The following is a 24,332-nucleotide window of genomic DNA, read 5'->3' as shown; positions in this document are numbered from 1 at the left end:
AATAATTTGCTTACACAATGAAGAAACTGCAGCTCATCTTATTGCTGATCCTGGCATCAGCATGTCTTGTTTTAGCGCAAACAACGGAAACCTATACCCTTTTAAAACCCGACCGTGTTTTTGATGGCGAGCAAATCCATACAGGATGGGTTGTGCTGGTAAAAGGCAATCGCATCGAAGCGGCAGGCGATGCAGGTAGTGTGAAAGCACCCTCCTCGGCAAAAGTGATCAATCTAAAGGGCGCAACGCTAATGCCAGGTTTGATAGAAGGGCATTCGCACTTATTTCTCCATCCCTATAATGAAACGCTATGGGACGACCAGGTATTGAAAGAAAGCCGCGCTGAACGTACTGCCCGCGCAGTAGTACACGCCCGTGAAACGCTGATGGCAGGTTTTACATCGGAGCGTGATCTGGGGACCGAAGGCGCTGGCTATGACGATGTTGGACTAAAAACAGCTATTGATAAGGGAATAATCCCCGGTCCGCGGATGATGGTGGCTACCCGGGCTATAGTGGCAACAGGCAGCTATGGGCCAAAGAATGTAGTAGATCAGAATACAATTGTAGAAGGCGGAGAAGAAGCGGACGGAGAAGAAGGTATAACCCATGTAGTACGTTCCCAAATAGGGCATGGTGCTGACGTGGTGAAGATATATGCCGACTATGGCTGGGGACTGGATAAAAAAGCAGAACCGACGTTTACAGTAGAAGAATTGAAAAAAGCCGTAGAGGTGGCCAAAAGCAGTGGACGTATCGTAGCGGTGCACTCAAGCACGTCAGAAGGTCTGCGCAGGGCTATTGAAGCCGGCGTAACTACTATTGAACATGGCGACGGCGGCACTCCTGAGCTTTTTAAACTAATGAAAGAGAAAAATATAGCCCTTTGCCCTACCCTGGCTGCTACCGAAGCCTATGCTACTTATTTTGATGGCTGGAAAAAAGGCGACCCGGATATTGCATCCATCAAACGTAAAAAATATATTTTCAGCGAGGCCATGAAAGCTGGCGTAACCATCTGCATGGGTGGCGATGTGGGCGTATTTGCGCATGGCGATAATGCACGTGAGATGATCCTGATGGTGGAATATGGCATGAAACCTATTGATGTGTTAAAATCAGCTACATCGGTAAATGCTTCTGTCTTTCAATTAAAAAATGTCGGGAATATTAAGGCCGGTTATTTTGCTGATCTGGTTGCTGTTCAGGGCAACCCGGTTGAAGATATCAAGGCTGTGAAACAGATGAAATTGGTGATGAAGGACGGCGTGATTTACAGGCAGGAATAAGCATTATTTATTAGATTTACCCCAATTATAAACCATCATAATGAGACTTTTTGTATCCAAACTTGCAATTGTATGTTTGACAGTTGCTGTATTCTCTCTAAAAGCAAAATCACAGACCATCCCCATTGAAACAAAAGACCATGCGCTCGTACTGCAAGTCAGCAATGACAAGCACCTGGATATGGTTTATTTTGGCGGAAGGTTGGCCGATAAAAATGAATATAACACCATTGCCAAAACTTATAACCTGGATGAGAAAACAGATGAATATAATTCAGCTTATACTCCGGCAGGGTCGCGCAATCTGCTTGAGCCTGCCATAGCGGTAACTCATGCCGATGGCAATAAGTCGCTTGATCTGCAATATGTTGATCATAAAGTAACGAAGATCAACGATGATGTCTCTCTGTTGACCATCCATTTGAAAGATCCGGTTTACGATTTTGAGGTCACTTTAAACTACCAGACCTACTTTAATGAAAACGTAACCGAGCAATGGAGCGTGATCAAACATCATGAGAAAAAGGATGTGGTGCTGAACAAATATGCCTCAGCCAACCTGTACCTGCAGGCAGGCAGCTACTGGCTCAGGAATTATCATGGTGATTGGGCCAAGGAAATGCGCCCGGAAGAAGAGCAATTGATGCATGGTATCAAAACACTGGATTCTAAGCTAGGCTCACGTGCAGACCTGTTTCAGCCTCCTGTTTTTATGGTCTCGCTTAACAAACCCGCATCTGAAGATGAAGGTGAGGTATTATATGGTAACGTAGAATGGAGCGGCAACTACCGCATCGACCTGGAAGTGGACCCGGCAAATAATTTAAGGCTGATCGCAGGGATTAACAACTATGCTGCTGATTATACGCTAAAACCCGGCGTCGAATTTATAACGCCAAAATTTGTTTACACATTATCCAATAAAGGCGAAGGTGAAGCCAGCCGTAACCTGCAAAGTTGGGCGCGCAAATACAAAATTGTGGACGGCGAAGGCGCAAGGTTAACCTTGCTGAACAACTGGGAATCGACTTATTTTAATTTTAATGAGCAAAAGCTTGCCGGTATCTTGAAGGATACCAAAACCCTGGGTGTCGATCTGTTCTTATTGGACGACGGTTGGTTTGGTAATAAATATCCACGTAATGATGATCATGCCGGCTTGGGTGACTGGGAGGAAAACAAAGCTAAATTACCCGATGGAATAAGCTTCTTAACCAAAACGGCTAAAGAAGATGGCGTAAAATTCGGCATATGGGTCGAACCTGAAATGGTTAACCCCAAGAGTGAACTATACGAAAACCATCCTGACTGGATAGTAAAACAGCCCCAACGGCCGGAGTATTACATGCGTAATCAATTGGTTCTCGATTTGAGCAATCCAAAGGTTCAGGAATATGTATTCGATATCGTAGATAATTTGTTTACCAAAAACCCGGATCTGGCCTATATTAAATGGGATTGCAATTCGATCATATATAACGCTTATTCCACTTATGAAAAGAACCAGGGCAATTTTTACACTGATTATGTAAGAGGTTTATATAATGTACTGGACCGTCTGCGGGCTAAATATCAAAAAGTACCGATGATGCTATGCTCAGGTGGCGGCGGCCAGGTCGATTACGGCGCGCTGAAATATTTTACCGAATACTGGCCAAGTGATAACACGGAGCCTATCGAGCGCATATTTATACAGTGGGAATATTCCTACTTCTACCCTGCCTTAGCAAGTTCAAATCATGTGACGGATTGGGGCAAAGAGCCACTCAAATTCCGCACGGATGTGGCAATGATGGGCAAACTGGGCTTTGATATTGTGATAGGCAAATTGAAACCTGAAGAGTTAGCATTTTGCCAGGGTGCGGTAAAAACTTACAAGCAATATTCAGAAGCCATTTGGCATGGCGATCAGTATCGTTTACAAAGTCCGTGGGATAATGATGTGACTTCTGTAATGTATGTCGATCAATCAAACGGAGGTGCCATTATGTTCAACTACCTGGTGAATAACCGGTATGATGCAGGCTCACATTTGCCTATTCGTTTAAAAGGACTTGACCCGGATAAAAAGTACACCGTGAGTGAGGTAAATTTATTTCCGGGTACTAAATCAACTATAGTAGGCGCAACTTATAGTGGTAAATATTTAATGACGGTGGGGATTAATCCTGATGTGCGGGAAGGACGGACAAGCGTTTTATTGGGAGTGAATGAAGTGAAATAAGAATTTACTATTTTTAATTATGCCAAAAATATTCGAGTACCTTGGAATAATTATCTTCTTTTATTCTAATGAACACGAGCCAATTCATGTTCATGCATCTTATGATGCAATGGAAAGTAAAGCAGAATTTTACATAATCGACGGAAAAATTTCGGAAATAAGAATTAAATTAGTAAAAGATAGAAAGCCGCTAAAAGGGACGCAGCTTAAGGACTTTGAAAAATTTTTAGAGGTTTATGCTGACAAAATAGTTCAAAAGTGGATTGATTATTTTGTTTATCATAAAGACATAGAATTCGAAAGAATTACTAAAAGATTAAAATGAAAATTATTCATGATTATATAGAAACACAATCAGACGATGTAATAGAGATTATATCAGCTAACTATATTGGTGATTATGCGGTCAGGATTTCTTTCAATAATGGTACAGAAAAATTGGTCGACTTTAAACCATTCTTATTTAAATCACTTCATCCCTCGATTATAAAATATCGGGATGAATTTCTTTTTAAACAATTCAAAATAGTTGATGGTAATTTAAACTGGAATGATTTTGACTTGATATTTCCCGTACACAATTTGCACGAAGGTGTTGTCAGGTAATAACTATAGAATATTCCATGAAAATTGCGATTGAGATAAACGACGATTTGATAATCAAGGCAAAAAAGCTTAGCAGGATTAAAGATGAAAGTGCATTAATAGAAAAGGCTTTGCAATTTTTCGTTACTATCGAGACTCAGAAAAAGCTGAAAGATTTATTGGGGAAAATACAATTAGACGATGAGGCTTTTAAATAATCACTTTTTTGTCCTGAAATACTTATAAATTTTCACTGCCGACATGATGATCATCGAGAAAACGATGATGCTAACAGTGCCGTAGATCCAGCTTAAGCCATCCTTTACTACCGCCAGGAAAACAATGGCAAATAGAAATATCGTTGCAATCTCATTCCAGATACGCAGGCGTGTGGATGACCAGATGAATAAACCATTACGCATTTGTTTGATCTTATTTTGGCACATAAAGTGGTAAACCAGTAGTAGGACTACAAACGTCAGCTTGATATGCAGCCAGGGTTGCTGCAGCCATCCGGGGACTAAACATAGCATGGTAATACCTGCCGCAAGGGTTAGTATCATGGATGGAACCGTGATCACATTCCATAACCGCCGCTCCATAATCACAAATTGGTCGGATAGTATTTTCTTTTCAGGATCGGGTTTGTCCTGTGCTTCGGTGTGGTAAATAAACAAGCGTACAATATAAAACAGCCCTGCAAACCAGCAGACTACAAAGATGATGTGTATGGCAAGCACATAATGATAAATATCCACGAATTTCACTAATTATATCGAATTACACGAATGGGCGTCTTAGTAAATTCGCCTCAATTCGTGCCATTCGTGTTATTTATATTCTTTTATAACGTCAACAGCATATTTTACATTATCAAACGGGATATCCGGCATAATACCATGTCCCAGGTTAAATATATAGCCGCTTTCATCTTTCATTCGGTCGAATAAGCGGTGTATTCTTTCTTTTATCACCTTTTTATCGGCATATAAAATATGCGGATCAAGATTACCTTGTACGGCAATGCTTTTCGGCAATCGTTGCTTCATATCCAGCAGATCAACGTTCCAGTCGATGGAGATCACATCCGGTTTAGCCTCAGCCATTAATGGCGCAAAAACTGAGCTGCCTTTACAAAAAGAAATTACCGGAATATCTTTTCTGTTTAAACCTGCAATGATCTGGGTAATGTACTTATGCGAAAATTCTTTATAATCATCCCATGCCAACGCCTGTGCCCAGCTGTCAAATATTTGCACGGCATTTACTCCTGCTGCAATTTGCAGGTTCAAATAATCAACAGTTACTTTGGCGATTTTGGATAGTAACTGGTGTGCCAGCTCCGGTTCATTATGGATCAGCAGTTTGGTCAGCTTAAAATCTTTTGATGACCCACCTTCCACCAAATAACTCATTACGGTAAACGGAGCGCCTGCAAAACCGATTAATGGTATACGGCCATTTAAACGCTGCTGAATTACTTTGATCGCATCGGCTACATATTGCAATTTACCGATAACGTCAGTTTGCAAAGCATCCACCCCTGCCTGATTGCGAACAGGATTTGAAAACTTCGGTCCTATTCCATTGGCAAAACTCAGGTCACCGCCTATAGCCTCGGCAGTAACTAATATATCTGAAAATAATATTGCCGCATCAATTTCCAGCAGGTCAACAGGAAGCATGGTCACGTCAGCAGCAATTTCAGGGGTCTTGCACATTTCAAGAAATGAGTATTTATTCTTGATATCCCAATATTCCTTCATAAAACGCCCGGCCTGGCGCATCATCCATACCGGCGGTCGCTCTGTCTTCTCTGAAAATGCTGCTTTAATAAATAGTGAATCTCTCATGTTTCTTATAGAGTCAAGAGCCAGGATTCAAGAACCAAGATTTGGCTCTCCTGGTTCTTGAATCTTGACCCTTGGTTCTTAATTCAGTGTTTTTTTATTTCCTGCCTCAACCGTTCAATTACCGACATCATTCTTGCCGTGACCTTCTCCTTATCCTTTAAGGCCAGTTGCAGATAGGCTTCGGCTTTATCATATTTTCCCTGCCGGATACTGATATTGGCAACGTGTACCAATGCTGCAATATGGTCATTCAGCCTCTGCAGCGGGTATTGTGCTGCCAGCTCATAATGACGTTCTGCGGCATCGAAATCATTTTTTTGAAGGGATATGCCACCCATCATGTATTCATAATAGCCCCTGCGCTTTCTGCTGAGCCATTCGGGTTTTCTTATCTGTTTCAGTAATCCTTCTGTTTTATCGAAATCTTTCTGATGAAAAAATTTGGCAGCCAAAACGAGGGTTCCTTGCTTAAAGTATTCAACAATAATCATCACGATCATCAGGGCACAAAAAGCCGTTAGCTGATATACGCGCTGGTAAGCAAAAAGCACCAGCATGATAAAAAATACGCTTAATACAAAAATCCGGGCCTTATTGCTGAACATTAATGCTGATCTGTAAATTTATAACCCACTCCACGAATTGAATGAAAATATACCGGGTTTTTTGGATCAGGTTCAAAATATTTACGGAAGGTCAGAATGAAGTTGTCGATGGTGCGGGTTGACGGATAAACGTCGTAGTTCCAAACGGTTTCCAGAATCTGCTCGCGTGATACGGCATCATTTCTGCGCTCGATCAGCAGCTTCAGCAGCATGGTTTCCTTTTTGGTTAGCGGAGTAATAGAGCCATCTTCATTCACCAACTCAAATGAGTTAAAGTGAATGGTTTTATCACCGATCTTGTAGCTGTTGAACTCTTTTAGTTCTTCGCCTTTCAGGCCTCTTTTCACCAGGTTGTTTACGCGCAGGATCAGCTCTTCAAGGTTAAAAGGTTTGGTCAGGTAATCATCAGCGCCTTTTTTCAGACCTGATATTTTATCCTCGTTGGTGTTTTTAGCCGTCAGGAACATAATAGGCACTTCAGAGTTTTCCAGGCGGATAGTTTCTGCCACTACAAAGCCGTCTACTTCGGGCATCATTACGTCCAGTATTACCAGGTTAAAGCGCTCTTCTTTAAATTTCTGCAACGCTTTTTTGCCATTATTAGCGGTTGTTACTTTATAACCTTCCAGTTCGAGGTTTAATTTTATAGCTTCTAACAGATGTTCTTCGTCTTCTGCCAGTAATATTCTTTTTTTATGCATGTGATTAATGATTTATTAACACTAATATTCACGAATTAGGTTGAATTTCACGAATTTATTAAAATAGTTATTCAGCATCTTATGATAACCGATTCGCGAAATTCGTCCAAATTGGTGCAATTCGTGTCATCCTTATGCAAAAACAACTTCAAAAACACTTCCGGTAGGGTCGTTATCCTTTACGCTGATGCTGGCTTCATGCCGGTTCAATACCTCTTTCACAATGTACAAACCTAAACCTGTGCCCTTAGTATTACGTGTCTCCTCACTTCCTACCCGGTAAAATCTATCAAAAATGCGGTGTTTTTCAGCATCTGCTATACCGATACCATGATCGGCCACTTCAAGAAATATTTTGCTATCCTTTGAATACAGTTTAACATCCACCACCTCGCATGGCCCTGAATATTTGATGGCATTCTCGATCAGGTTGGTCACAACGGATGTCAAAGCGAATTTATCCCCTGTGATCTCGATCTTCGGCTCAATTTCAGCATTGATCAGTTGTTGGGTCAGGTCGCATTTGTTCAATTGCAAACGGTTAACTATGCTGTCAACCAAAGCCGACAAATTAAACTGCGCTTTGGGGAAAGTATATGACCGGTTATCGATCTTCGACGCCAGCAGCATATTCTCTACCATATCGTCCAGGCGCTCGATATCCAGCAAGGATTTATTGATAAAATCATGTACCTGTTGTTTGGTCAGGTCGCGTTTTTGAATAGTTTGAAGCAATAATTTGATCGACGCCAGTGGCGACTTTAACTCGTGAGTTACCGACATCAGGAAGTTTTTTTTCTGCTCCTGCAAACGGCGTTCTTTTTTGATCGATTTATGCAGACTGATAGCTCCGGCAGTAAACACGATAACGAACATACTACCTTCGCCCAGTATCATACCCGTGCGCTGCGGCTGAAGCTTTACCAGCATATATCCCCACCAAATCAGCTCCGCTACCGCATAAATAATGATGGCATAAAAGATCACAAATGGTCGTTTCATTCTTTTTTAGTTTGCAGTTCCCAGTTTGCAGTTGGCAATATAGTCTGCAAATTAATGCAAACTGCCCACAGCAAACTGCCAACTTATTATTTGTCTCTGAAAACGATATCTAAACTATCAAATATAGCGCGTTTTGCTTTCTCTAAATCAGTTTTATTATGTGCTGACGAAATAAACCCTACTTCATATCCCGACGGGCCTAAGTAAACACCCCTGTTCAGCAATTCGCGGTGCATTTTTTTGAATTTCTCCATGCTCGCTGCATCGATCTCATCCGCCCTGCTGATCTTCTCCTGGTCAGTAAAAGCAAACCAGAATATCGACCCGATGGTAAACACTTTGAACTTATAATTCCGGGCCGTAGCAAAGCGCTGTATCGACTCGGTAAACTCTTCCGTTTTATTGTTCAGGTCACGATAGAAACCCATTCTCAGCAACTCGCTCAACTGTGCAATGCCCGCAGCCATTGCAACCGGGTTACCCGATAACGTACCTGCCTGGTATACAGAGCCTACCGGTGAAATATGATCCATAATTTCGGCCGATGAAGCGTAAGCGCCTACCGGCAAGCCGCCTCCAATGATCTTGCCATAGGTGATGATATCCGGTTGTATGCCGTAATGCCCTGCTGCGCCCTCAAACCCAACCCTGAAACCGGAAATTACTTCATCAAATATCAGCAAAGTTCCGTTTTGTGTACAAATTTCGCGCAGATATTGAAGAAACTCTTTATCCTGTAAAAGTAAGCCATTATTAGCGGGAATAGGTTCGATGATGATGGCTGCAATCTGGTCTTTAAACTCCTCAAAAGCTTTTTGCAAAGCTTCTCTGTCATTCAGTGCCACTACGATAGTCTCATCAGCAAATGATTTTGGCACACCTGCAGATGAGGTTTCGCCAAAAGTAACCAATCCCGAACCTGCCTTTACCAGCAGCGAATCGGAATGGCCGTGATAGCAGCCTTCAAACTTTAATATTTTATCTCGTTTGGTATAGCCGCGAGCCAGCCTGATGGCCGACATTACTGCCTCGGTACCCGAACTTACAAAACGCAGTTTTTTGATGAATTTATTATGCTTCAGGATCAGTTCCGCCAATTCATTTTCCAAAGCTGTCGGTGCACCGAATGACATACCTTTTTGCATTACCTCGGTCACCTTTTCACGAACCTTAGCATTGTTATGTCCCAGGATCAGCGGTCCCCATGAGCAGCAGAAGTCGATAAACTGGTTACCGTCGGCATCCCAAACGTGGCAACCATCGCCTTTTTCAATAAACAACGGCGTTCCGTATACCGACCTGAAAGCCCTTACCGGCGAGTTTACTCCCCCGGGAAAATAAGTCTTGGCCTTCTCATACAACTCAGCAGATCTTTCCCTGCTGATATCCGGTTTGCCAGTGGTGTTAACCGGTTCATCACCCTCTCCTGAAAATATCTTTTTTAGTGAATCGAGCATTCTTAAATTCTAATTTCTAAACTCTAAATTCTAATTTTTTAAAATCCTAAACTCTAATTTCTAAACTCTATCCTTTTTCTTTTTAGGATTTAGAATTTAGGTTTTAGAATTTTTGCTTAAAGCCATTTATTCTCCAGCACCTCTTTCGCATGGTATGTCAGAATAGCTGTTGCGCCTGCCCTGCGGATGCTGGTGAGCACTTCAGTAATGGCACGCTGCTCGTTCAACCAACCTTTTTGTATGGCTGCTTTTATCATGGCGTACTCGCCGCTTACGTTGTATGCTGCAATTGGCAGTTCGGTATTGTCTTTTAATAGTTTGATTACATCGAGGTAGGCCAATGCAGGCTTTACCATCAGGAAGTCGGTGCCTTCGGCTTCATCCAGGTCAGCTTCGATCAATGCTTCACGCTGATTGGCCGGGTTCATCTGGTAAGATTTTTTATCTCCAAATTTTGGGGCGGAATTTAATGCATCACGGAAAGGGCCATAAAATGCACTGGCATATTTAGCCGTGTACGACATGATCGATACGTTGGTAAATCCATTATCGTCCAGCACATTGCGGATATAGCCTACACGACCATCCATCATATCTGATGGGGCAATAATATCAGCACCAGCCTCAGCATGTGCTAAGGACATTCTGCCTAGTATTTCTAAAGTTTCGTCATTCAGGATCTCGCCATTCTCCACAATGCCATCGTGACCATCGCTGCTGTACGGATCCATCGCTACATCGGTGATCACACAAGCTTCAGGGAAATTCTTTTTTACTTCGCTGATGGCACGTAGATACAAACTGCCGTCGCGGTAGCTTTCGGTAGCGAATTTATCTTTTAACGACTCTTCTATATTGGGGAACAGGTCGAATGATTTCAAGCCGAGTTTCAGGCAGCTTTCAATTTCGCGAAGCAGGTTATCGATGGAATTGCGATAAATGCCCGGCATAGACGCTACTTCACTTTTCTGATTATTACCTTCAACAATAAACAAAGGGAATATCAAATTATCGGCGCTCACATGGGTTTCCTGTACCATGCGGCGAATCACTTCGCTTTTCCTGTTTCTTCTTGGTCGTTGTAACATATTTTGAAATTCTAACTCCTAAATTCTAAACTCTAATTTTTTAAATTCTGAACTCTAATTTCTAAACTCTATCCTTTTTCTCTTTAGGATTTAGAATTTAGGTTTTAGAAATTGGAATTTAGCGTTTAGGATTGGGCTCACTTATTTCTTGTAAGTCAAGGGCTCAAATTTATAGAAACCCAAACAATTATCAGGTGAATTGCGGCCCGAAAGATATTTTATGTCTTAAAAATGATCTTTTGCAAAACCAGATACAAGTATTATAACGATGATTATAAGCCAAATACCGCTTCTGCCAACCCAACCTCGTCGGGAGAGAAAGGAAGCACATACTTTGTCCCCATCTCATCAAATTTTTTGCCGGTAGACTTACCTATGGCAATTACTTTCTGACCGGGTTCCAGCAGATTATTTACAAAATAGGCATCCACATTCGACGGGCTGGTGAATACCAGCACATCCGCTCCGGTGCCTTCTATATCTTCTTCAAGCACGGTTTCATAAACCGGCAGATCGATCTTGATCGTATCGTCCGACATGCCGTTCTGTATACTTTTCAGCGACCCTTCAGCGCCAGGGAAAATAACCTTTTTGCCATTAGCCAGTTTGGCAAATTCATGAGCTACTTCGGCTGTATCGATACCGCCGCCTACGTAGCTGGTGAAATACCCTTTTAAGCGCAGTGTTTCCTCTGAGCCTGCTCCCACTACCCCAAATTTTACCTCTTTTGGCAATTGTGGTTTTAACTCAAAGAAATATTCAATAGCATTTTTGCTGCTGAAAAATATCCAATCGGCATCTTTCAATACATGTGGCGCCAGTTTGGTGATCACCGGCACTGTACGGATCAATGAACGGTCTTCTATTGCTATGCCATGTTTTGAAAGTGCTTTCCGGAAATAGCTGTGTTCCGAAAGCTCTCGCGATATAAAAACGCTTAGCGGGTGTTTGCGCTTTTTGTCGAATTTGGCAACTACCTTCTCAGCAAGTCCCTCAGTTGTGTTTGACTCAATAAATAAACGATCGGGAAATTCATCGCCTTCATCGGCTTTGGATGTAAACACCTGGAAAGCGCCTTCATCCTTGCGGCAATAACAGCCCAAAGGCAAATGACAGCCGCCACCAAATAATTTCAAAACAGTGCGTTCAACAGCCAGCTCTTCAGCTACATCAGGGTGATTCAATACCTGAAGCGCATTATATAAATCAGTATCGTTCTCCCTGATCTGAATTGCCAGTACACCCTGGGCCGGTGCAGGTATCAGTTCAACCGGGGTTAATTCCTCCACATGAAATTCGCTCAAATCAATATTCAGCCTTTTTACGCCTGCTTTGGCGACCATAATGGCATCGTATTTCTCATCGCGCAATTTGCCGATACGGGTAGGTACGTTGCCGCGCAGGTCTTCGATTTCAAGATCAGGACGATAAGCCAACAATTGTGCCTTACGGCGATTAGAGGAAGTACCTACAATGGCGCCGTATTTCAATGACATTTTTTGATGAACGTCCACACAGTCTTTCAAGATCAGCAACAGTTCAGAGGGGTCTTCCCGTTCTGAAACTGCTGCGATGATGAGTCCCGGAGGGTTTTCGGTAGGCAGGTCCTTGTGCGAGTGCACGGCCAAATCAATAGTACCTGCCAATAATTCTTCTTCAAGCTCTTTGGTAAAAAAGCCTTTACCTTCCAGCTTATCAAAGCTCAAATTCAGGATACGATCGCCCTGGGTTTTAATGATCTTTAGTTCAGCAGCTACGTTATGCTCTGCCAGCCTGTCTTTTATAAAATTAGCCTGCCAAAGCGCCAATTCGCTGCCGCGCGTACCAATAACCAGTGTGCCAATAATCAATTTTCTGTCCAAGTGATCGCAATAATTTATTGCGCGAATTTCACGAATTAAATTGAATTTTTCACGTGGTGTGGAAGGATATGAAAATTTACTGACGGATTGGTAATTATATTTATATTGTCGCTGCCGCGAGTTTAGCGCAGCGTAACTCGTGGCAAAGCATGGTTAAAGCTTTCAGCTTTAACACAAAACCTAACATTACACATGAGCCGCAATTATAAATTCCACAATCAGGAACACCCTTACTTTGTAACCTTTTCAATAATAAGATGGATAGACGCATTAACCAGGAGAGAATATAAAGACATTATTGTTGACAGTTTAAAATATTGCATCGAGAACAAAGGGCTTGAATTATACGCGTGGGTAATTATGAGTAACCATGTCCATCTGATAATGGGAACTAAAGATAAGCCTATGCAAAACATTTTGAGAGATATTAAAAGACATACCTCTAAAAAGTTAACTAAAGCGATCAGTGAAAATATGCAGGAAAGCAGGCGTGAATGGATGCTTTGGCTTTTTGAACGGGAAGGCAAAATCAATCCCAATAATGAACAATATCAATTTTGGCAGCAGGGTAACCATCCGATTGAATTGTGGAGCAATGATGTGATTGATCAAAAACTTGATTATTTACATAACAATCCGGTAGTGGCGGGGTGGGTAGAAGAGCCGGAACATTATTTATAGCAGTGCGAGAGATTATGCGGGATGTAAGGGATTGATTGATATTACATTAATGGTTTGAATTCTTAAGCTGGAAGCTTAAGTCATGCGGTACCACGAGTTACGCTGCGCTAAACTCGCGGCAGCAAACATTAGCTATTGATAAGTATCTCCTTCGCCATGATCATTGGTACGCTGATGTACTTCTTCTCCATGTAGGCAATTACTTTTTCCAACACCTCGCGTGAGTGTTCGTCCATGTTTTGAACTTCATCTGCGAAAACGGTATTCAGTGCATTGTGGCGGATCTCTTTGATCTTTTCGGGAACCTTGCTCATCGCTACTTCAATACGGCGCTGTTTCATCAGCGGAACAAATTCGGCTATGTTTTGATCGATGATCTTTTCGGCATGAACCAGTTCCTGGTAACGTTCCTGCAGGTTGTTTTTAGCAACTTCGTTTAATGAATGTACCTCGATAAAATTAACCGGGAATTGGGTTAAAACCTCAGGCGCAGTATCGTTTGGAACTGCAAGGTCGATGATTGTTTTCTTATCGGTGTCGCCGTTCAATAACGACTTATAAAGCTCCGCTGTAATGATCGGCTGTACGGCGGAAGTGCAGGTAATGATGGCATCAAAACCTTTATCATAAATTTTTAATGCATCGAGTTTATAAGCCTCGCCGCCCAGGTCATTAGCCAGCTGCTGCGCTTTGGACAGCGTGCGGTTAAATACTGCAAAATTGGTAAACTTATGTTTTTGCAGGTATTTAGAAATGCACTGATTGGTCTCGCCTGCCCCGATGATCAAAACACGGGCATTAGCATGCAATTTAAGCTCTTTTAATTTACGGTAAGCGAGGGAAACGACGGAGATGGGATTGCGGGAGATGTTGGTGTGGGTGTAAACTTCTTTAGCGGTTTTGACGACGGTGTTCATCACCATTCGCAGATAGTCGCCGGTAAGCCCGGCTTCCTTACATTGCTCATAGGCCTTTCGGGTTTGCGCCAGTATCTCCTTTTCGCCAACCACGAGGCTCTCCAGCGAGCACGAAGTACGCAGCAGGTGGTTCAGTGCGTCCTGGTCTTCATAAATGGATGCTCCGTTCATAAATACATCCATATGCTCTGCGCAAAGACCGATTTCCAGCGCATCAACAAATTTTTGAGCAAAGTCTCTGTCAACCGGCTTGTCGGAAGCCATAATGAATTCCACGCGGTTACAGGTAGCCAGATAAAACAATTCGGGAATGTCAAATTGAGATTGAACGCGACGAAGTTTGTCAGACAGATTTTCCTGGCAGATCACCAACTTTCCCAAATGCTTCAGTTCAATCTGTTTATGCGTGAAAGCAATTATTCTTAGATGCTTCAATTCAGTTTCAATTTTGACCCAACAAAAGTAACAGGATAAACCACTTTTCAATGTCAATACTGTGTAAAACACACTAATTTAGAATGGTTATAAATAGTACTCAATTGTGATTAAAAAGCGGTTTTCAATAATACGGCAAACAGATACAAAGCGTTGCGCTGATGCCGAATTACCTGATTCAAAGGACGATAAACTGATGCTCAGTGCTACATAAAAAGATGATTCATTTCAGCTTTTTGATAATTATCATTCACCATATTATTACAGTTTCAATTCAAGATAATTTTATTACAAACTTTCGAACTATCTATTACGTTGGTCAGGTATTATAACGATACTTGTGCATGAGTTTTGAAAGCGCCCGTAAAAGGGGTAAAAAATATCTGAACCTAATTCCTACTGACTCAGCCGGATTTGGCAAACTGATACCCATACTAAGAGAATACATTAACAATAAGGCTGAAACCGTCCCCAAGCGTCAATTGGGACCATTCAAAACTGATACTTCCATATTTAAGAAAGAATCAAAAAGCGGATTGCGCATCACCTGGATAGGACACTCCAGTTTACTTATTGAAATTGACGGCAAAAGAATTTTAACTGACCCTGTATGGAGCCAGCGGGCATCGTTCCTCACATTTATGGGGCCAAAGCGTTTTTTTGATCCGCCGTTATCTTTGAATGAACTGCCGCCATTGGACGCTATACTAATCTCGCACGATCACTATGATCACCTGGATAAAGAAACTATAAAATACTTTTCTGATAAACAGATCCCGTTCTTCTGCTCAATGGGTGTCGGTCAATATTTAGAGCGCTGGGGTGTGCTGCGTAATTTTATTACCGAACTGGATTGGGGCGACAGTGTGATGATCACTAACGACTGCATTCTGACCTCTACCCCGGCAAGGCATTTTTCGGGCCGCGGAATAGTTGGCCGGGATGAAACTCTGTGGGCATCATTCGTTATAAAAACAGCTCAGCATAATATATTTTTTGGCGCCGATTCGGGTTGGTTTCCTGGCTTTAAAGATATCGGCGATCAGTTTGGCCCTTTCGATCTGACTATGCTGGAGATCGGTGCCTATGGCAAATATTGGCCGGATATTCATATGGGACCCGACAGGGCATCGGATGCTCACCTTGCTTTAAAGGGAAAACTGATGATGCCTATACATTGGGGCACTTTTAATCTCTCTACCCACGCATGGTACGATCCTATTGAACATTTATTATTGTATGCAAAAGCGAAGAATATCGATCTGTTTATTCCTGAGCCGGGTAACCCGACTGAGGTGAATGGCCCGTTTAATTCGGAATGGTGGGTGGGAAGTAAGTCTTGAGTCGAAAGTCAAAAACTTAAATCGGACTTTAGACTTATGACTCCCGACTTAAGACTCAAGAGCAGGTTCTATCCAATTACCGTCCTCGCGGATAATATTAATCAGTTCATCCAGAGCATTGGTTGAGTTAATGTTCTTCTTCACCGCTTCTTTGCCACGATAAAGTGTCACCTTATCGGTTCCCGAACCTACATAACCATAATCTGCATCGGCCATTTCGCCGGGACCATTTACGATACAGCCCATAATGCCGATCTTCAATCCTTTAAGGTGACTTGTTCTGCTGCGGATCATTTGGGTAGTAACCATCAGGTCGAATAAAGTGCGCCCGCAGCTTGGACACGAGATATATTCTGTTTTTGATATTCTTGAGCGCGTGGCCTGCAAAATGCCAAAAGCAGTTGAAGTAATTACTTTGGTTTCAATCCCCGGAGCATCGATCCAGATGCCATCGCCAAAGCCGTCTACCAGGAGGGCGCCGAGGTCGGTGGATGCGAAGAGTTGTAAGTTCTGAGTAGCCTCTCCTAAATCCTCTCCAAAGGAGAGGACTTTATTTTTTAAGCCCCTCTCTATTGGAGAGGGATTTGGGGTGAGGCTGTAGCTACGCTTGATTATTACTGGCACATCCAGCCCCAATTCTTCCATCTTAAAGAAGAGACTACGTTGATCGGCCATGCCGTGCAGAGCATCTGTTTCCAGTACAAATACCAGAGATTTATCTAAAGGCAGCGAACCAAATTCATCAGAATCAATATCGGCAGGTTTTATTTTGACAAGATTTAAGGGTGATGAACGGTCATCTGTTTTAAGGTATTCCTGTAGGGTAAATACCGGATGACACACGGTTTTGTCGACCAGTTTTTGCCAGGTAGAAAAGTTATACAGTTGCTTTAGATTTCCAGGGAAAGTAAATGAAGGCAACTGATCAGCCAGGTAAACAAAATCAACCGATTGTTCGCCCATATTATATTTATCCAGTAAAGGCGAATAGATATAACCCGCGTCATTCAGCACTGAAGGATCCTTCAGATTTGCATGCGACAGATCAACCACTACCCTTGGCACCATATGACCACCTATGAAAGCGTTGGCTTCGTAAGTGTGCCGTTTTCGGTATTCGTAGGGATTGTGCGAAGGAGGTGAAAGCTGAAAGGTGAAAGCTGAAAGGTCTTTCTCATCAGCATTACCTTTTACCTTTTGCCTTTCGCCTTTCGCCCTTTCCACATATCTGTTGACTAACGCAATTGCTACAGGTGCTTCTGCTTCAGGCTCTTCAGTAAGTGACACGCGCACTGTATCACCTAATCCATCTTCCAGTAAAGTTCCAATTCCCACAGCAGACTTAATACGGCCATCTTCACCATCCCCGGCTTCAGTTACGCCTAAATGCAGCGGGTAATTCATTCCTTCGGCAACCATAGTTTCTACCAGCAAGCGGTAAGCCTGAACCATTACCTGCGGGTTGCTCGACTTCATTGAGATCACCAGGTTATAATAATTCATCATCTCGCACATCCGCATAAACTCCATCGCCGACTCAACCATGCCTTGCGGAGTATCACCATAACGACTCATGATCCTGTCGCTCAGTGAACCATGGTTGGTGCCGATACGCATAGCTGTACCATACTCCTTACAAACTTTTACCAATGGAGAAAACTTCTGGTAAATACGCTCCAGTTCGCCCTGGTATTCGGCGTCGGTATAATCTATCTGGTCAAAGCGTTTTTTATCGGCATAGTTGCCTGGATTCACGCGCACTTTTTCTACTATCCGGGCAGCTACCTCAGCGGCATTTGGGGTAAAATGTATATCGGCTACTAACGGTGTTGTATATCCCCTTTGTCTTAATTGCTTCTTTATTTCAGCGAGGTTTTGCGCTTCCTTAATGCTTGGTGCGGTAATACGCACGTATTCGCAGCCCGCATTAATCATCCGGATAGACTGCTCAACCGTACCGATAGTATCCATCGTATCTGTTGTGGTCATACTTTGGATACGGATAGGATTATTTCCGCCCAACGGCACGTCGCCAATGGCAACCTCGCGGGTTATAAAGCGGGAATATTCGGTAACTGAGTTACAGTAACGTCCGGGCAGCACTTTAGCGGCATCTGCATTCATGGAAGGCATTCTTTTTGTTTTTTGCAAAGTTACGAAAGATGTTGAAAGGTTGGAATTTGAAATATTGGAAGGTTGATCAGGATTGAGAAATAAAACCTACTTTAGGGCTGCCTTAACAATTTCACATGAAGAATATATTTTACGCATTCATCCTTATTAATTTCCTATTTTCTTGCAGGAGTAATAATAGACAAACGGTAAAAGACACGTTGACGACTGAACCAACTGCAGGCCAGACAAATGAATTAATCAAAAAATTTAAGCCAATTGTACAGGGTAACTGGGTTAAGAAGAATTATATTGATAAGGTAGTTGAAAAGAAATCTGTCCTTGCTGCTGCAGATGAAGTAAATGATATTACTGCTATGAATATCGATATTGATAGCATCAAAAAAGACAGCTTGGCGGTTGTATTGGGATGGGCGAACCATGATAGCAGTGAAGGAATATTAAAATTTCAACAAGGGAAAAATCCTTCATCATTAAAATTTAATGGTGGCAATCTGGAATACTCAATTAATAAGGGCGACACACTTTTGACTTTCTCGAGATTTGATGAGCAGAAAAAGAAAACCATTTCAACCACATTTATTAGGGCAATGATAAAGTCGCCTAAAAATGATTTAGGATATGGATTGAGTCACCTCATCAATAAAGGGTTGATTGCTGGCAATTATATTATGACTGATACAACTGGTTCCTCATCTAAGGTTGCTTTTACAAATGACGGTAAAGTCGATGGCTTTTTAAATCACTCAACGTACGAGATAAATTTTGATTTAAATTCTGACCCAATGGATAATTTAGACGAAATTCGATTCGACAGAGATAAAAACACATATTCCTCTTTCTCCTACAAAATAACCGCTGATACTTTGAGTCTTTATGAAACTTATCCAAATGCCGACTCATCAGAATTAATCTTAGGCAAGCGTATCTACAAACTCGTTAAACAAAGGTAAATTAGCTTAATGACGGAAACCATCCAATATCCTTATAGTAAAAACACAGCCGTGTTTGGCTTGGTTCTGCCATTGGTTTTCTTCATCATCACTTTTAATAACCTGAGATATTCTTATGCCAATGGATTTATCTTGCCCTTGAGCCTTATTTTATTTGCCGATCTGATATTTCTGACTCAATTTATATACATCTTCCTTAAACGTTTTTTGCCTGCCATACGAAACCAGGTGGCACTTGAACTAAGCGAAGATGGCATAACCGATTTTACCCGCAATATTGTTATCGGGTGGAACGACGTAAAGAATATCGACATGCAATTGGGCCGCAACTTTTCAAAAATGATTATCGACCTGAAACAGGAAACGGATTATGGTACCCAGATTGCCATTTCGTTACGATGGATAGCCGGGAGGGACATTGACATATGTAATACTACACAAGCTTATTTTGAGGAGATGACGAAGTTGAGGTGAGGAGTGGCAGTTGCAGTAGCAGTAGCAGTGATGTCATCCCAAATTATTTTTCTCAAAATATTTCTTCACCAATAGATTGATGAATCGTTTTAAATAAGCCTCGTTAAGGAAAGTGTTCGACCAGTTATCGAACCGCTGGCATTGGATACCCAGATAAAAGAAATATAAACTCACCCCGAGTGCAGGCAAGAGCCGTCTTTCCTCGTCGCTTATTTGGGTGACCGATTCATAGCCTTTTAAAAAAGCTTCAGTTTTTAAACGGCACTCATCTTCATCCTTTTCAGTGCTGTTTATTTGCAAAATGTAATAAGCAATATCATAGCAAAGCCAGCCATTACCGCAAAAATCAAAATCGAATAAAGTTACCTGGTTATTCTCATCAATACTCAGATTGTCGAACCAGATATCCATGTGGACCACTCCATTTCTTATTTTGCTTGTATCTGCCTTAGCCAACACATCAAGCAAATATTTTTGTGCCGATGACATAAAGACCATCTCTGACGTATCAACAGAAATGAATTTTTTGAGTTGTTCAAATGAATCGATCAAAATTATTTTGGACGAATAATTTACCCGCTCTAATTTCAAATTGGCAGTAATCTGATGCATTTTTGCCATGATCTGCCCTATCTTAAAATGCACATCTGTCGGAATATTGAGCAATTTCTCGCCCTTGGCAAACGAGAACATAACACCATAACGTTTACCTTCCGGCGCAGCAAATTCATGGATGTAATTTCCAGCGGTATCGGTTATTGGGTATGATACTGGAATGTCGTTTTCTTTCAACAGGTTGAGCAGCCTGATTTCTTCCCCTATTTCTTTTTCAGAACGCCAGTTGAGACTGTAAACCCTGAAAATGTATTTAACATCACTGCTGGTAATCAGATAGGAATCATTGATGCCTGTTTTTAATAAACGGCATGACGCATTGCTGTCTAAATTATACTTACTCTGCAGAAATGACGCGAGATGTTTTGCGGAAAGGGTCGAATTAGTTACGGGGAAGGTTTCCAATGTGCAGGCTTTAGGTTACAATAATAAAAAAAGACTTATGAAATTTTGAAAACTTCGTATGTCTTATATCGGTATATCCACATTGTTAATCGGTAAAATCAGAGTTCAATATCAAGCAACCTCGAACCGTGTACAACCCTGATAATATAGATGGTTGAACTATTCTTTATTTGATAAATAATTCTGTATTTGTTAACCAACAGTTCCCTGATTGATTGGTCTTTTATTTCGGGAACAAATTTACCTGACTTAGGGTAGAGGTATAATTGGTCTATTTTATCAAAAATCCTGCTTATAAATCTCTGGGCGATTACTGGAGAATCTTGCGCGATATAACTTTCTATATCTTCTAAATCAGCATCAGCAGATTCTGTAATGATAATTGTTATTTGCTCCACTTATCAGTAAACTTTTTCTTTACCTCCTCATAATCAAGCACTTTTCCCTCTTCCACGTCTTTTAAACCTCTTTCAACTTTCTCGGCAAACAAAAGTTTCTCGATAAGTTTTTCCGCGTCAAACTCGTCCCCAAAAGAATCAAGAGTTTCAATTACTGTATTCTTTTTCATATTAATGCTAATATACGAAAACGTGAAATATCAGTTACTTGTTTCTGTCAACATTTACCAAAACCACAATCCAACTAAGACTTACGAAGTTTTAAAAACTTCGTAAGTCTTATCAATTGCAAACTGCAAACCCAAAACTGCCAACTGCCTAAACCGCGTCTGACAATGAAGTAAACGTAAACTCCTTGATCTTCATCGACGGGATCAGGTAGCTGCGATAGCTTTCCACGCTGATGCTTCTTTCGGGTTTGCCCAATGCTTCCACATTGTTGAGCATGATCACCGGGCTCTCATTAAACCTGAAATTTTTGATCGGGAATTTGATCTTTCCGTTTTCGATATAAAACAGGCCATCGCGGGTTAATCCGGTCAACAATAACGACTGCGGGTCCACCATTCGGATATACCATAACCGCGATACCAAAATACCTTTCTCCGTACTTTTGATCATATCTTCGATGGTCGCATCGCCGCCTTCCATAATAATATTGGCCGGACCGGGTAACGGTTTAACCCCTTTCTTATCTGCCCAGTAGCGGGAGTACGAAAGATTCTTCATCACACCTTTATCGACCCAAACAGTTTTCTCGCGCGGCAGGCCGTCTCCGCCCCAGGTTGCTGAAGGCAATTCAGGATTGAACGGATCAGAATAGATCGTTACTTTTTCATCCATCAATTGCTCACCCAAACGGGTGCCTCCGCCCTTCTTGCTCAAAAAGCTACGGCCTTCTTCTGCACTGCGGGCATCAAACCGGAACATGTTTTCGAGCATATAAGTAGCTGCAACAGGTTCCAAAATCACAGTGTATTTTCCGGGCTCAATAGCCTTTGCCCCTACCGAGCCTGTCGCTTTACCAGCGGCAACTTTTGTCGCCGAAAATGTATCCAATTTGCTCACGTCAGTAAAACCACGTGCGGCGTAGCCTGATGCCGTCCCTTCTTCATTACGGGTAGTAACCGAAAAAGTAACATCGCTGCCTTTGTTATAGGCAAATAAACCTTTAGAATTCATGATCGCATAAAATCCGGTCGAATTTTCCAGGAAACCCGCTGCAGTCAGCTTTGCTTCTTTTGTCACCGATAGGCTTTTGGCCACCATTTCCGCACGGCTTTCGGGCGTTATGGCTGCAGTATTGGCGTTATAAGTGATCGACTCAGCAAATGTCTGCGGGCCGAGCATCGGCATGTATTCCGGGTTAGGTGGTGCTAACTGCGCCAGTTCTTCCGAACGGCGTACCACACGCTCCAAAGCAGCATCGTCAAATTCATCTATGGTTGCGGTTCCGGCTTTTTTACCGTAAACCGAAGTTACCGCCAGACCCATCACACTGATATCGCCGGCAGTTGAAACTGCATTTAATGCATAACGGATGTTGCCTCCTTCGCTGCCATTTAGGCTCAATTCGCATTCGTCGGCTTTTGAATAACTGAGCACTTTCTTCAATATCGCCTGTGCTTCTTCTTTACTTAATATAGGCATGACTATCCGATCTTTCTTTTTGTATTGATTACATTAACTCCCTTAAACAATGCGGTTGATGAACCGTGAGAGACAGCGCTCGACTGACTTGGCTGACCTTTACCATCATTAAAAGCTCCGCCTAAACGGTAATCTTTCTCATCACAAACCTGTGCACATGAGTTCCAGAATTCGCGGGTGTTGGCCTGGTACGCCACATCATTCAGCATACCGGCAATTTTACCGTCTTTTATCTCGTAAAATAACTGCCCGCCAAACTGAAAATTGTAACGCTGCTGGTCGATAGAGAACGAACCATCACCTATGATGTAAATGCCTTTCTCTACATTTTTGATCATATCATCCACACTAAGCGGTGTTTTACCTGGCTGTAGCGACACATTAGGCATACGCTGGAACTGCACATCCTGCCAGCTTTGTGCGTAGCAACAGCCCTGTGATTCTTTTAGTCCGATGATATGTGCCTGATCACGGATGGCTTGATAATTAACCAGGATGCCGTCCTTTATCAGATCCCATTTTTTGCACTTTACGCCTTCATCATCATAACCTACTGCACCTAATGAGCCAACCTGTGTTTTATCAGCAATGATGTTTACCTGCTTGCTGCCGAAGTTAAAGTTGCCCGATTTCCATTTATCCAGTGTAAGGAAGCTGGTTCCGGCAAAGTTGGCTTCGTAACCCAAAACACGATCAAGCTCTGTTGGGTGACCTATAGACTCGTGTATCGTCAACCACAAGTGACTTGGATCGAGTACCATATCATATTTTCCGGGGTCGACTGACTTCGCTTTTATTTTATCACCCGCCTGCTGAGCAGCCGCCTTGATATCTTCGATCATATCATAACGCTTTTTGTAACGGGTAGTAACGCCAGTTACTTTCTCATTATCTAGCGGAGTTAAATACTCATAACCCATACCAACTGGTGAGCTTAATGAACGGCGCGTTTCAAAGCTACCTTGCGAAGAGTCGATCTTGGTGACGTTAAAAGCAGGGTAAATGCGGTGAACATCCTGATCGATATAAGAGCCGTCTGTAGAAGCAAAATATTTCTGTTCGTTCACCATGAATAAGTTCGAGTTCACAAAATTGGCTCCTCCCTGCATGGCAATCGAGTTGGCATTCAGCAGAAGATCGACCTTTTCTTTGATAGGTACCTCGAACGCATTTTTCTCGATCGGTGTTTTCCAGCTTACTTCTCCATAGCCTTTTTGCGGAGCTAATTGCACTGGTGCACCACCAACCTTAGCATTAGCCTTGGCAACTGCCACTGCCCTTTCGGCGGTTTTAGCAACGCCATCCTTAGTCACCACATTACCTGCCGCAAAACCCCAGCAACCGTTGACAATAACGCGGATACCCACACCAAACGACTCGGTATTGGCCACATTCAGCACTTTGTTTTCGCGGGTGATAACGAACTGGTTCAGGTAGCGGCCAATGCGGATATCGGCGTAGATTGCCCCTTTTGATTTGGCGGTGTTAAGGGCCACATCGGCCAGTTCTTTTTTGGCTTTTACATCGATACCGTCATCCAGCAACTGCTGCGCGTCGATGGGTTTACCGAAGGCCTTCAGGTCGGGCAGCAACATAGCGCCGGCACCGAGACCCGACAGATAGATAAAATCTCGTCTTCTCAATTTATTACTCCTTATGATT

General features: G+C 42.3%; 24 protein-coding genes. 9 read left to right on the top strand and 15 right to left on the bottom strand.

Annotation, left to right across the window (positions count from 1 at the left end; translation table 11 throughout):
- Nucleotides 1-17: 17 nt before the first annotated feature.
- Genes VIM89_RS03375 through VIM89_RS03355 form a run of 5 tightly spaced genes read left to right on the top strand, consistent with a single transcriptional unit; the run spans nucleotide 18 to nucleotide 4,316 of the window.
- The gene (locus VIM89_RS03375; RefSeq protein ID WP_488154719.1) at nucleotides 18-1,289 is read left to right on the top strand and encodes a metal-dependent hydrolase family protein; all 1,272 of its coding nucleotides are present in this window, start codon (nucleotides 18-20) and stop codon (nucleotides 1,287-1,289) included.
- 40 nt (nucleotides 1,290-1,329) lie between these two features.
- Nucleotides 1,330-3,513: an alpha-galactosidase gene (locus VIM89_RS03370; RefSeq protein WP_488154718.1), complete on the top strand. Its 2,184-nt coding sequence runs from the start codon at nucleotides 1,330-1,332 to the stop codon at nucleotides 3,511-3,513.
- A gap of 19 nt (nucleotides 3,514-3,532) precedes the next feature.
- Nucleotides 3,533-3,838: a DUF4160 domain-containing protein gene (locus VIM89_RS03365; RefSeq protein ID WP_488154717.1), complete on the top strand. Its 306-nt coding sequence runs from the start codon at nucleotides 3,533-3,535 to the stop codon at nucleotides 3,836-3,838.
- The gene (locus VIM89_RS03360; RefSeq protein WP_488154716.1) at nucleotides 3,835-4,119 is read left to right on the top strand and encodes a DUF2442 domain-containing protein; all 285 of its coding nucleotides are present in this window, start codon (nucleotides 3,835-3,837) and stop codon (nucleotides 4,117-4,119) included. The genes VIM89_RS03365 and VIM89_RS03360 overlap by 4 nt, the downstream gene beginning before the upstream one ends.
- 17 nt (nucleotides 4,120-4,136) lie before the next feature.
- Nucleotides 4,137-4,316 carry a type II toxin-antitoxin system VapB family antitoxin gene (locus VIM89_RS03355; RefSeq protein ID WP_488154715.1) on the top strand — a complete coding sequence of 60 codons (180 nt, stop codon included), beginning with the start codon at nucleotides 4,137-4,139 and terminating at the stop codon, nucleotides 4,314-4,316.
- Here VIM89_RS03355 and hemJ read toward each other — a convergent pair whose 3' ends face one another.
- The 8 genes from hemJ to hemC form a co-directional block, all read right to left on the bottom strand.
- Nucleotides 4,317-4,850: a protoporphyrinogen oxidase HemJ gene (gene hemJ, locus VIM89_RS03350; protein WP_488154745.1), complete on the bottom strand. Its 534-nt coding sequence runs from the start codon at nucleotides 4,848-4,850 to the stop codon at nucleotides 4,317-4,319.
- Between the two features lie 78 nt (nucleotides 4,851-4,928).
- Nucleotides 4,929-5,951 (bottom strand): uroporphyrinogen decarboxylase, encoded by a 1,023-nt coding sequence (hemE, locus tag VIM89_RS03345; RefSeq protein ID WP_488154714.1) that lies wholly within the window; start codon nucleotides 5,949-5,951, stop codon nucleotides 4,929-4,931.
- An 83-nt stretch (nucleotides 5,952-6,034) separates the two neighbouring features.
- Nucleotides 6,035-6,556 carry a tetratricopeptide repeat protein gene (locus VIM89_RS03340; protein ID WP_488154713.1) on the bottom strand — a complete coding sequence of 174 codons (522 nt, stop codon included), beginning with the start codon at nucleotides 6,554-6,556 and terminating at the stop codon, nucleotides 6,035-6,037.
- A complete protein-coding gene (locus VIM89_RS03335; protein WP_488154712.1) occupies nucleotides 6,556-7,257 on the bottom strand; it encodes a response regulator transcription factor in 702 nt (233 codons plus the stop codon). The genes VIM89_RS03340 and VIM89_RS03335 overlap by 1 nt, the downstream gene beginning before the upstream one ends.
- A gap of 132 nt (nucleotides 7,258-7,389) precedes the next feature.
- Nucleotides 7,390-8,259 (bottom strand): sensor histidine kinase, encoded by an 870-nt coding sequence (locus tag VIM89_RS03330; protein WP_488154711.1) that lies wholly within the window; start codon nucleotides 8,257-8,259, stop codon nucleotides 7,390-7,392.
- An 86-nt stretch (nucleotides 8,260-8,345) separates the two neighbouring features.
- Nucleotides 8,346-9,716 (bottom strand): glutamate-1-semialdehyde 2,1-aminomutase, encoded by a 1,371-nt coding sequence (gene hemL / locus VIM89_RS03325; protein WP_488154710.1) that lies wholly within the window; start codon nucleotides 9,714-9,716, stop codon nucleotides 8,346-8,348.
- A 116-nt stretch (nucleotides 9,717-9,832) separates the two neighbouring features.
- Entirely contained in the window at nucleotides 9,833-10,804 is a 972-nt protein-coding gene (gene hemB / locus VIM89_RS03320) for a porphobilinogen synthase (protein ID WP_488154709.1), read from the bottom strand.
- Between the two features lie 272 nt (nucleotides 10,805-11,076).
- A complete protein-coding gene (hemC, locus tag VIM89_RS03315) occupies nucleotides 11,077-12,666 on the bottom strand; it encodes a hydroxymethylbilane synthase (RefSeq protein WP_488154708.1) in 1,590 nt (529 codons plus the stop codon).
- Nucleotides 12,667-12,858: 192 nt separating this feature from the next.
- On the opposite strand from hemC, the gene VIM89_RS03310 reads away from it, so the two are divergent.
- Nucleotides 12,859-13,347 (top strand): REP-associated tyrosine transposase, encoded by a 489-nt coding sequence (locus VIM89_RS03310; protein WP_488154707.1) that lies wholly within the window; start codon nucleotides 12,859-12,861, stop codon nucleotides 13,345-13,347.
- A 128-nt stretch (nucleotides 13,348-13,475) separates the two neighbouring features.
- Here VIM89_RS03310 and hemA read toward each other — a convergent pair whose 3' ends face one another.
- Complete coding sequence (gene hemA / locus VIM89_RS03305) at nucleotides 13,476-14,699, bottom strand: glutamyl-tRNA reductase (protein WP_488154706.1); 1,224 nt, start codon at nucleotides 14,697-14,699, stop codon at nucleotides 13,476-13,478.
- Between the two features lie 344 nt (nucleotides 14,700-15,043).
- On the opposite strand from hemA, the gene VIM89_RS03300 reads away from it, so the two are divergent.
- Complete coding sequence (locus tag VIM89_RS03300; protein WP_488154705.1) at nucleotides 15,044-16,042, top strand: MBL fold metallo-hydrolase; 999 nt, start codon at nucleotides 15,044-15,046, stop codon at nucleotides 16,040-16,042.
- A gap of 48 nt (nucleotides 16,043-16,090) precedes the next feature.
- Here VIM89_RS03300 and ispG read toward each other — a convergent pair whose 3' ends face one another.
- On the bottom strand, nucleotides 16,091-18,166 hold the full coding sequence (ispG, locus tag VIM89_RS03295) for a (E)-4-hydroxy-3-methylbut-2-enyl-diphosphate synthase (RefSeq protein WP_488154744.1): 2,076 nt from the start codon (nucleotides 18,164-18,166) through the stop codon (nucleotides 16,091-16,093).
- A gap of 125 nt (nucleotides 18,167-18,291) precedes the next feature.
- Here ispG and VIM89_RS03290 point away from each other — a divergent pair, with 125 nt between their 5' ends.
- Together VIM89_RS03290 and VIM89_RS03285 are read left to right on the top strand one after the other, a co-directional pair.
- Entirely contained in the window at nucleotides 18,292-19,128 is an 837-nt protein-coding gene (locus tag VIM89_RS03290) for a hypothetical protein (protein ID WP_488154704.1), read from the top strand.
- A 9-nt stretch (nucleotides 19,129-19,137) separates the two neighbouring features.
- Nucleotides 19,138-19,602 (top strand): hypothetical protein, encoded by a 465-nt coding sequence (locus VIM89_RS03285; protein WP_488154703.1) that lies wholly within the window; start codon nucleotides 19,138-19,140, stop codon nucleotides 19,600-19,602.
- A 33-nt stretch (nucleotides 19,603-19,635) separates the two neighbouring features.
- On the opposite strand, the gene VIM89_RS03280 is transcribed toward VIM89_RS03285, so the two are convergent.
- The 5 genes from VIM89_RS03280 to VIM89_RS03260 form a co-directional block, all read right to left on the bottom strand.
- On the bottom strand, nucleotides 19,636-20,622 hold the full coding sequence (locus VIM89_RS03280) for a phosphotransferase (protein ID WP_488154702.1): 987 nt from the start codon (nucleotides 20,620-20,622) through the stop codon (nucleotides 19,636-19,638).
- Nucleotides 20,623-20,720: 98 nt separating this feature from the next.
- A complete protein-coding gene (locus VIM89_RS03275) occupies nucleotides 20,721-21,020 on the bottom strand; it encodes a type II toxin-antitoxin system RelE/ParE family toxin (protein ID WP_488154701.1) in 300 nt (99 codons plus the stop codon).
- The gene (locus VIM89_RS03270) at nucleotides 21,008-21,190 is read right to left on the bottom strand and encodes a hypothetical protein (RefSeq protein WP_488154700.1); all 183 of its coding nucleotides are present in this window, start codon (nucleotides 21,188-21,190) and stop codon (nucleotides 21,008-21,010) included. Before VIM89_RS03270 ends, VIM89_RS03275 begins: the two co-directional genes overlap by 13 nt.
- Before the next feature lie 148 nt (nucleotides 21,191-21,338).
- The gene (locus VIM89_RS03265) at nucleotides 21,339-22,670 is read right to left on the bottom strand and encodes a TldD/PmbA family protein (protein ID WP_488154699.1); all 1,332 of its coding nucleotides are present in this window, start codon (nucleotides 22,668-22,670) and stop codon (nucleotides 21,339-21,341) included.
- Between the two features lie 2 nt (nucleotides 22,671-22,672).
- A complete protein-coding gene (locus VIM89_RS03260; RefSeq protein ID WP_488154698.1) occupies nucleotides 22,673-24,313 on the bottom strand; it encodes a TldD/PmbA family protein in 1,641 nt (546 codons plus the stop codon).
- Nucleotides 24,314-24,332: the final 19 nt, after the last annotated feature.

Origin of the sequence: Mucilaginibacter sp., assembly GCF_036568825.1 — a bacterium.
Lineage (GTDB): Bacteria > Bacteroidota > Bacteroidia > Sphingobacteriales > Sphingobacteriaceae > Mucilaginibacter.
Note: the sequence above shows the minus strand (reverse complement) of the source record. Positions and strands in the feature narration are given on the sequence as shown.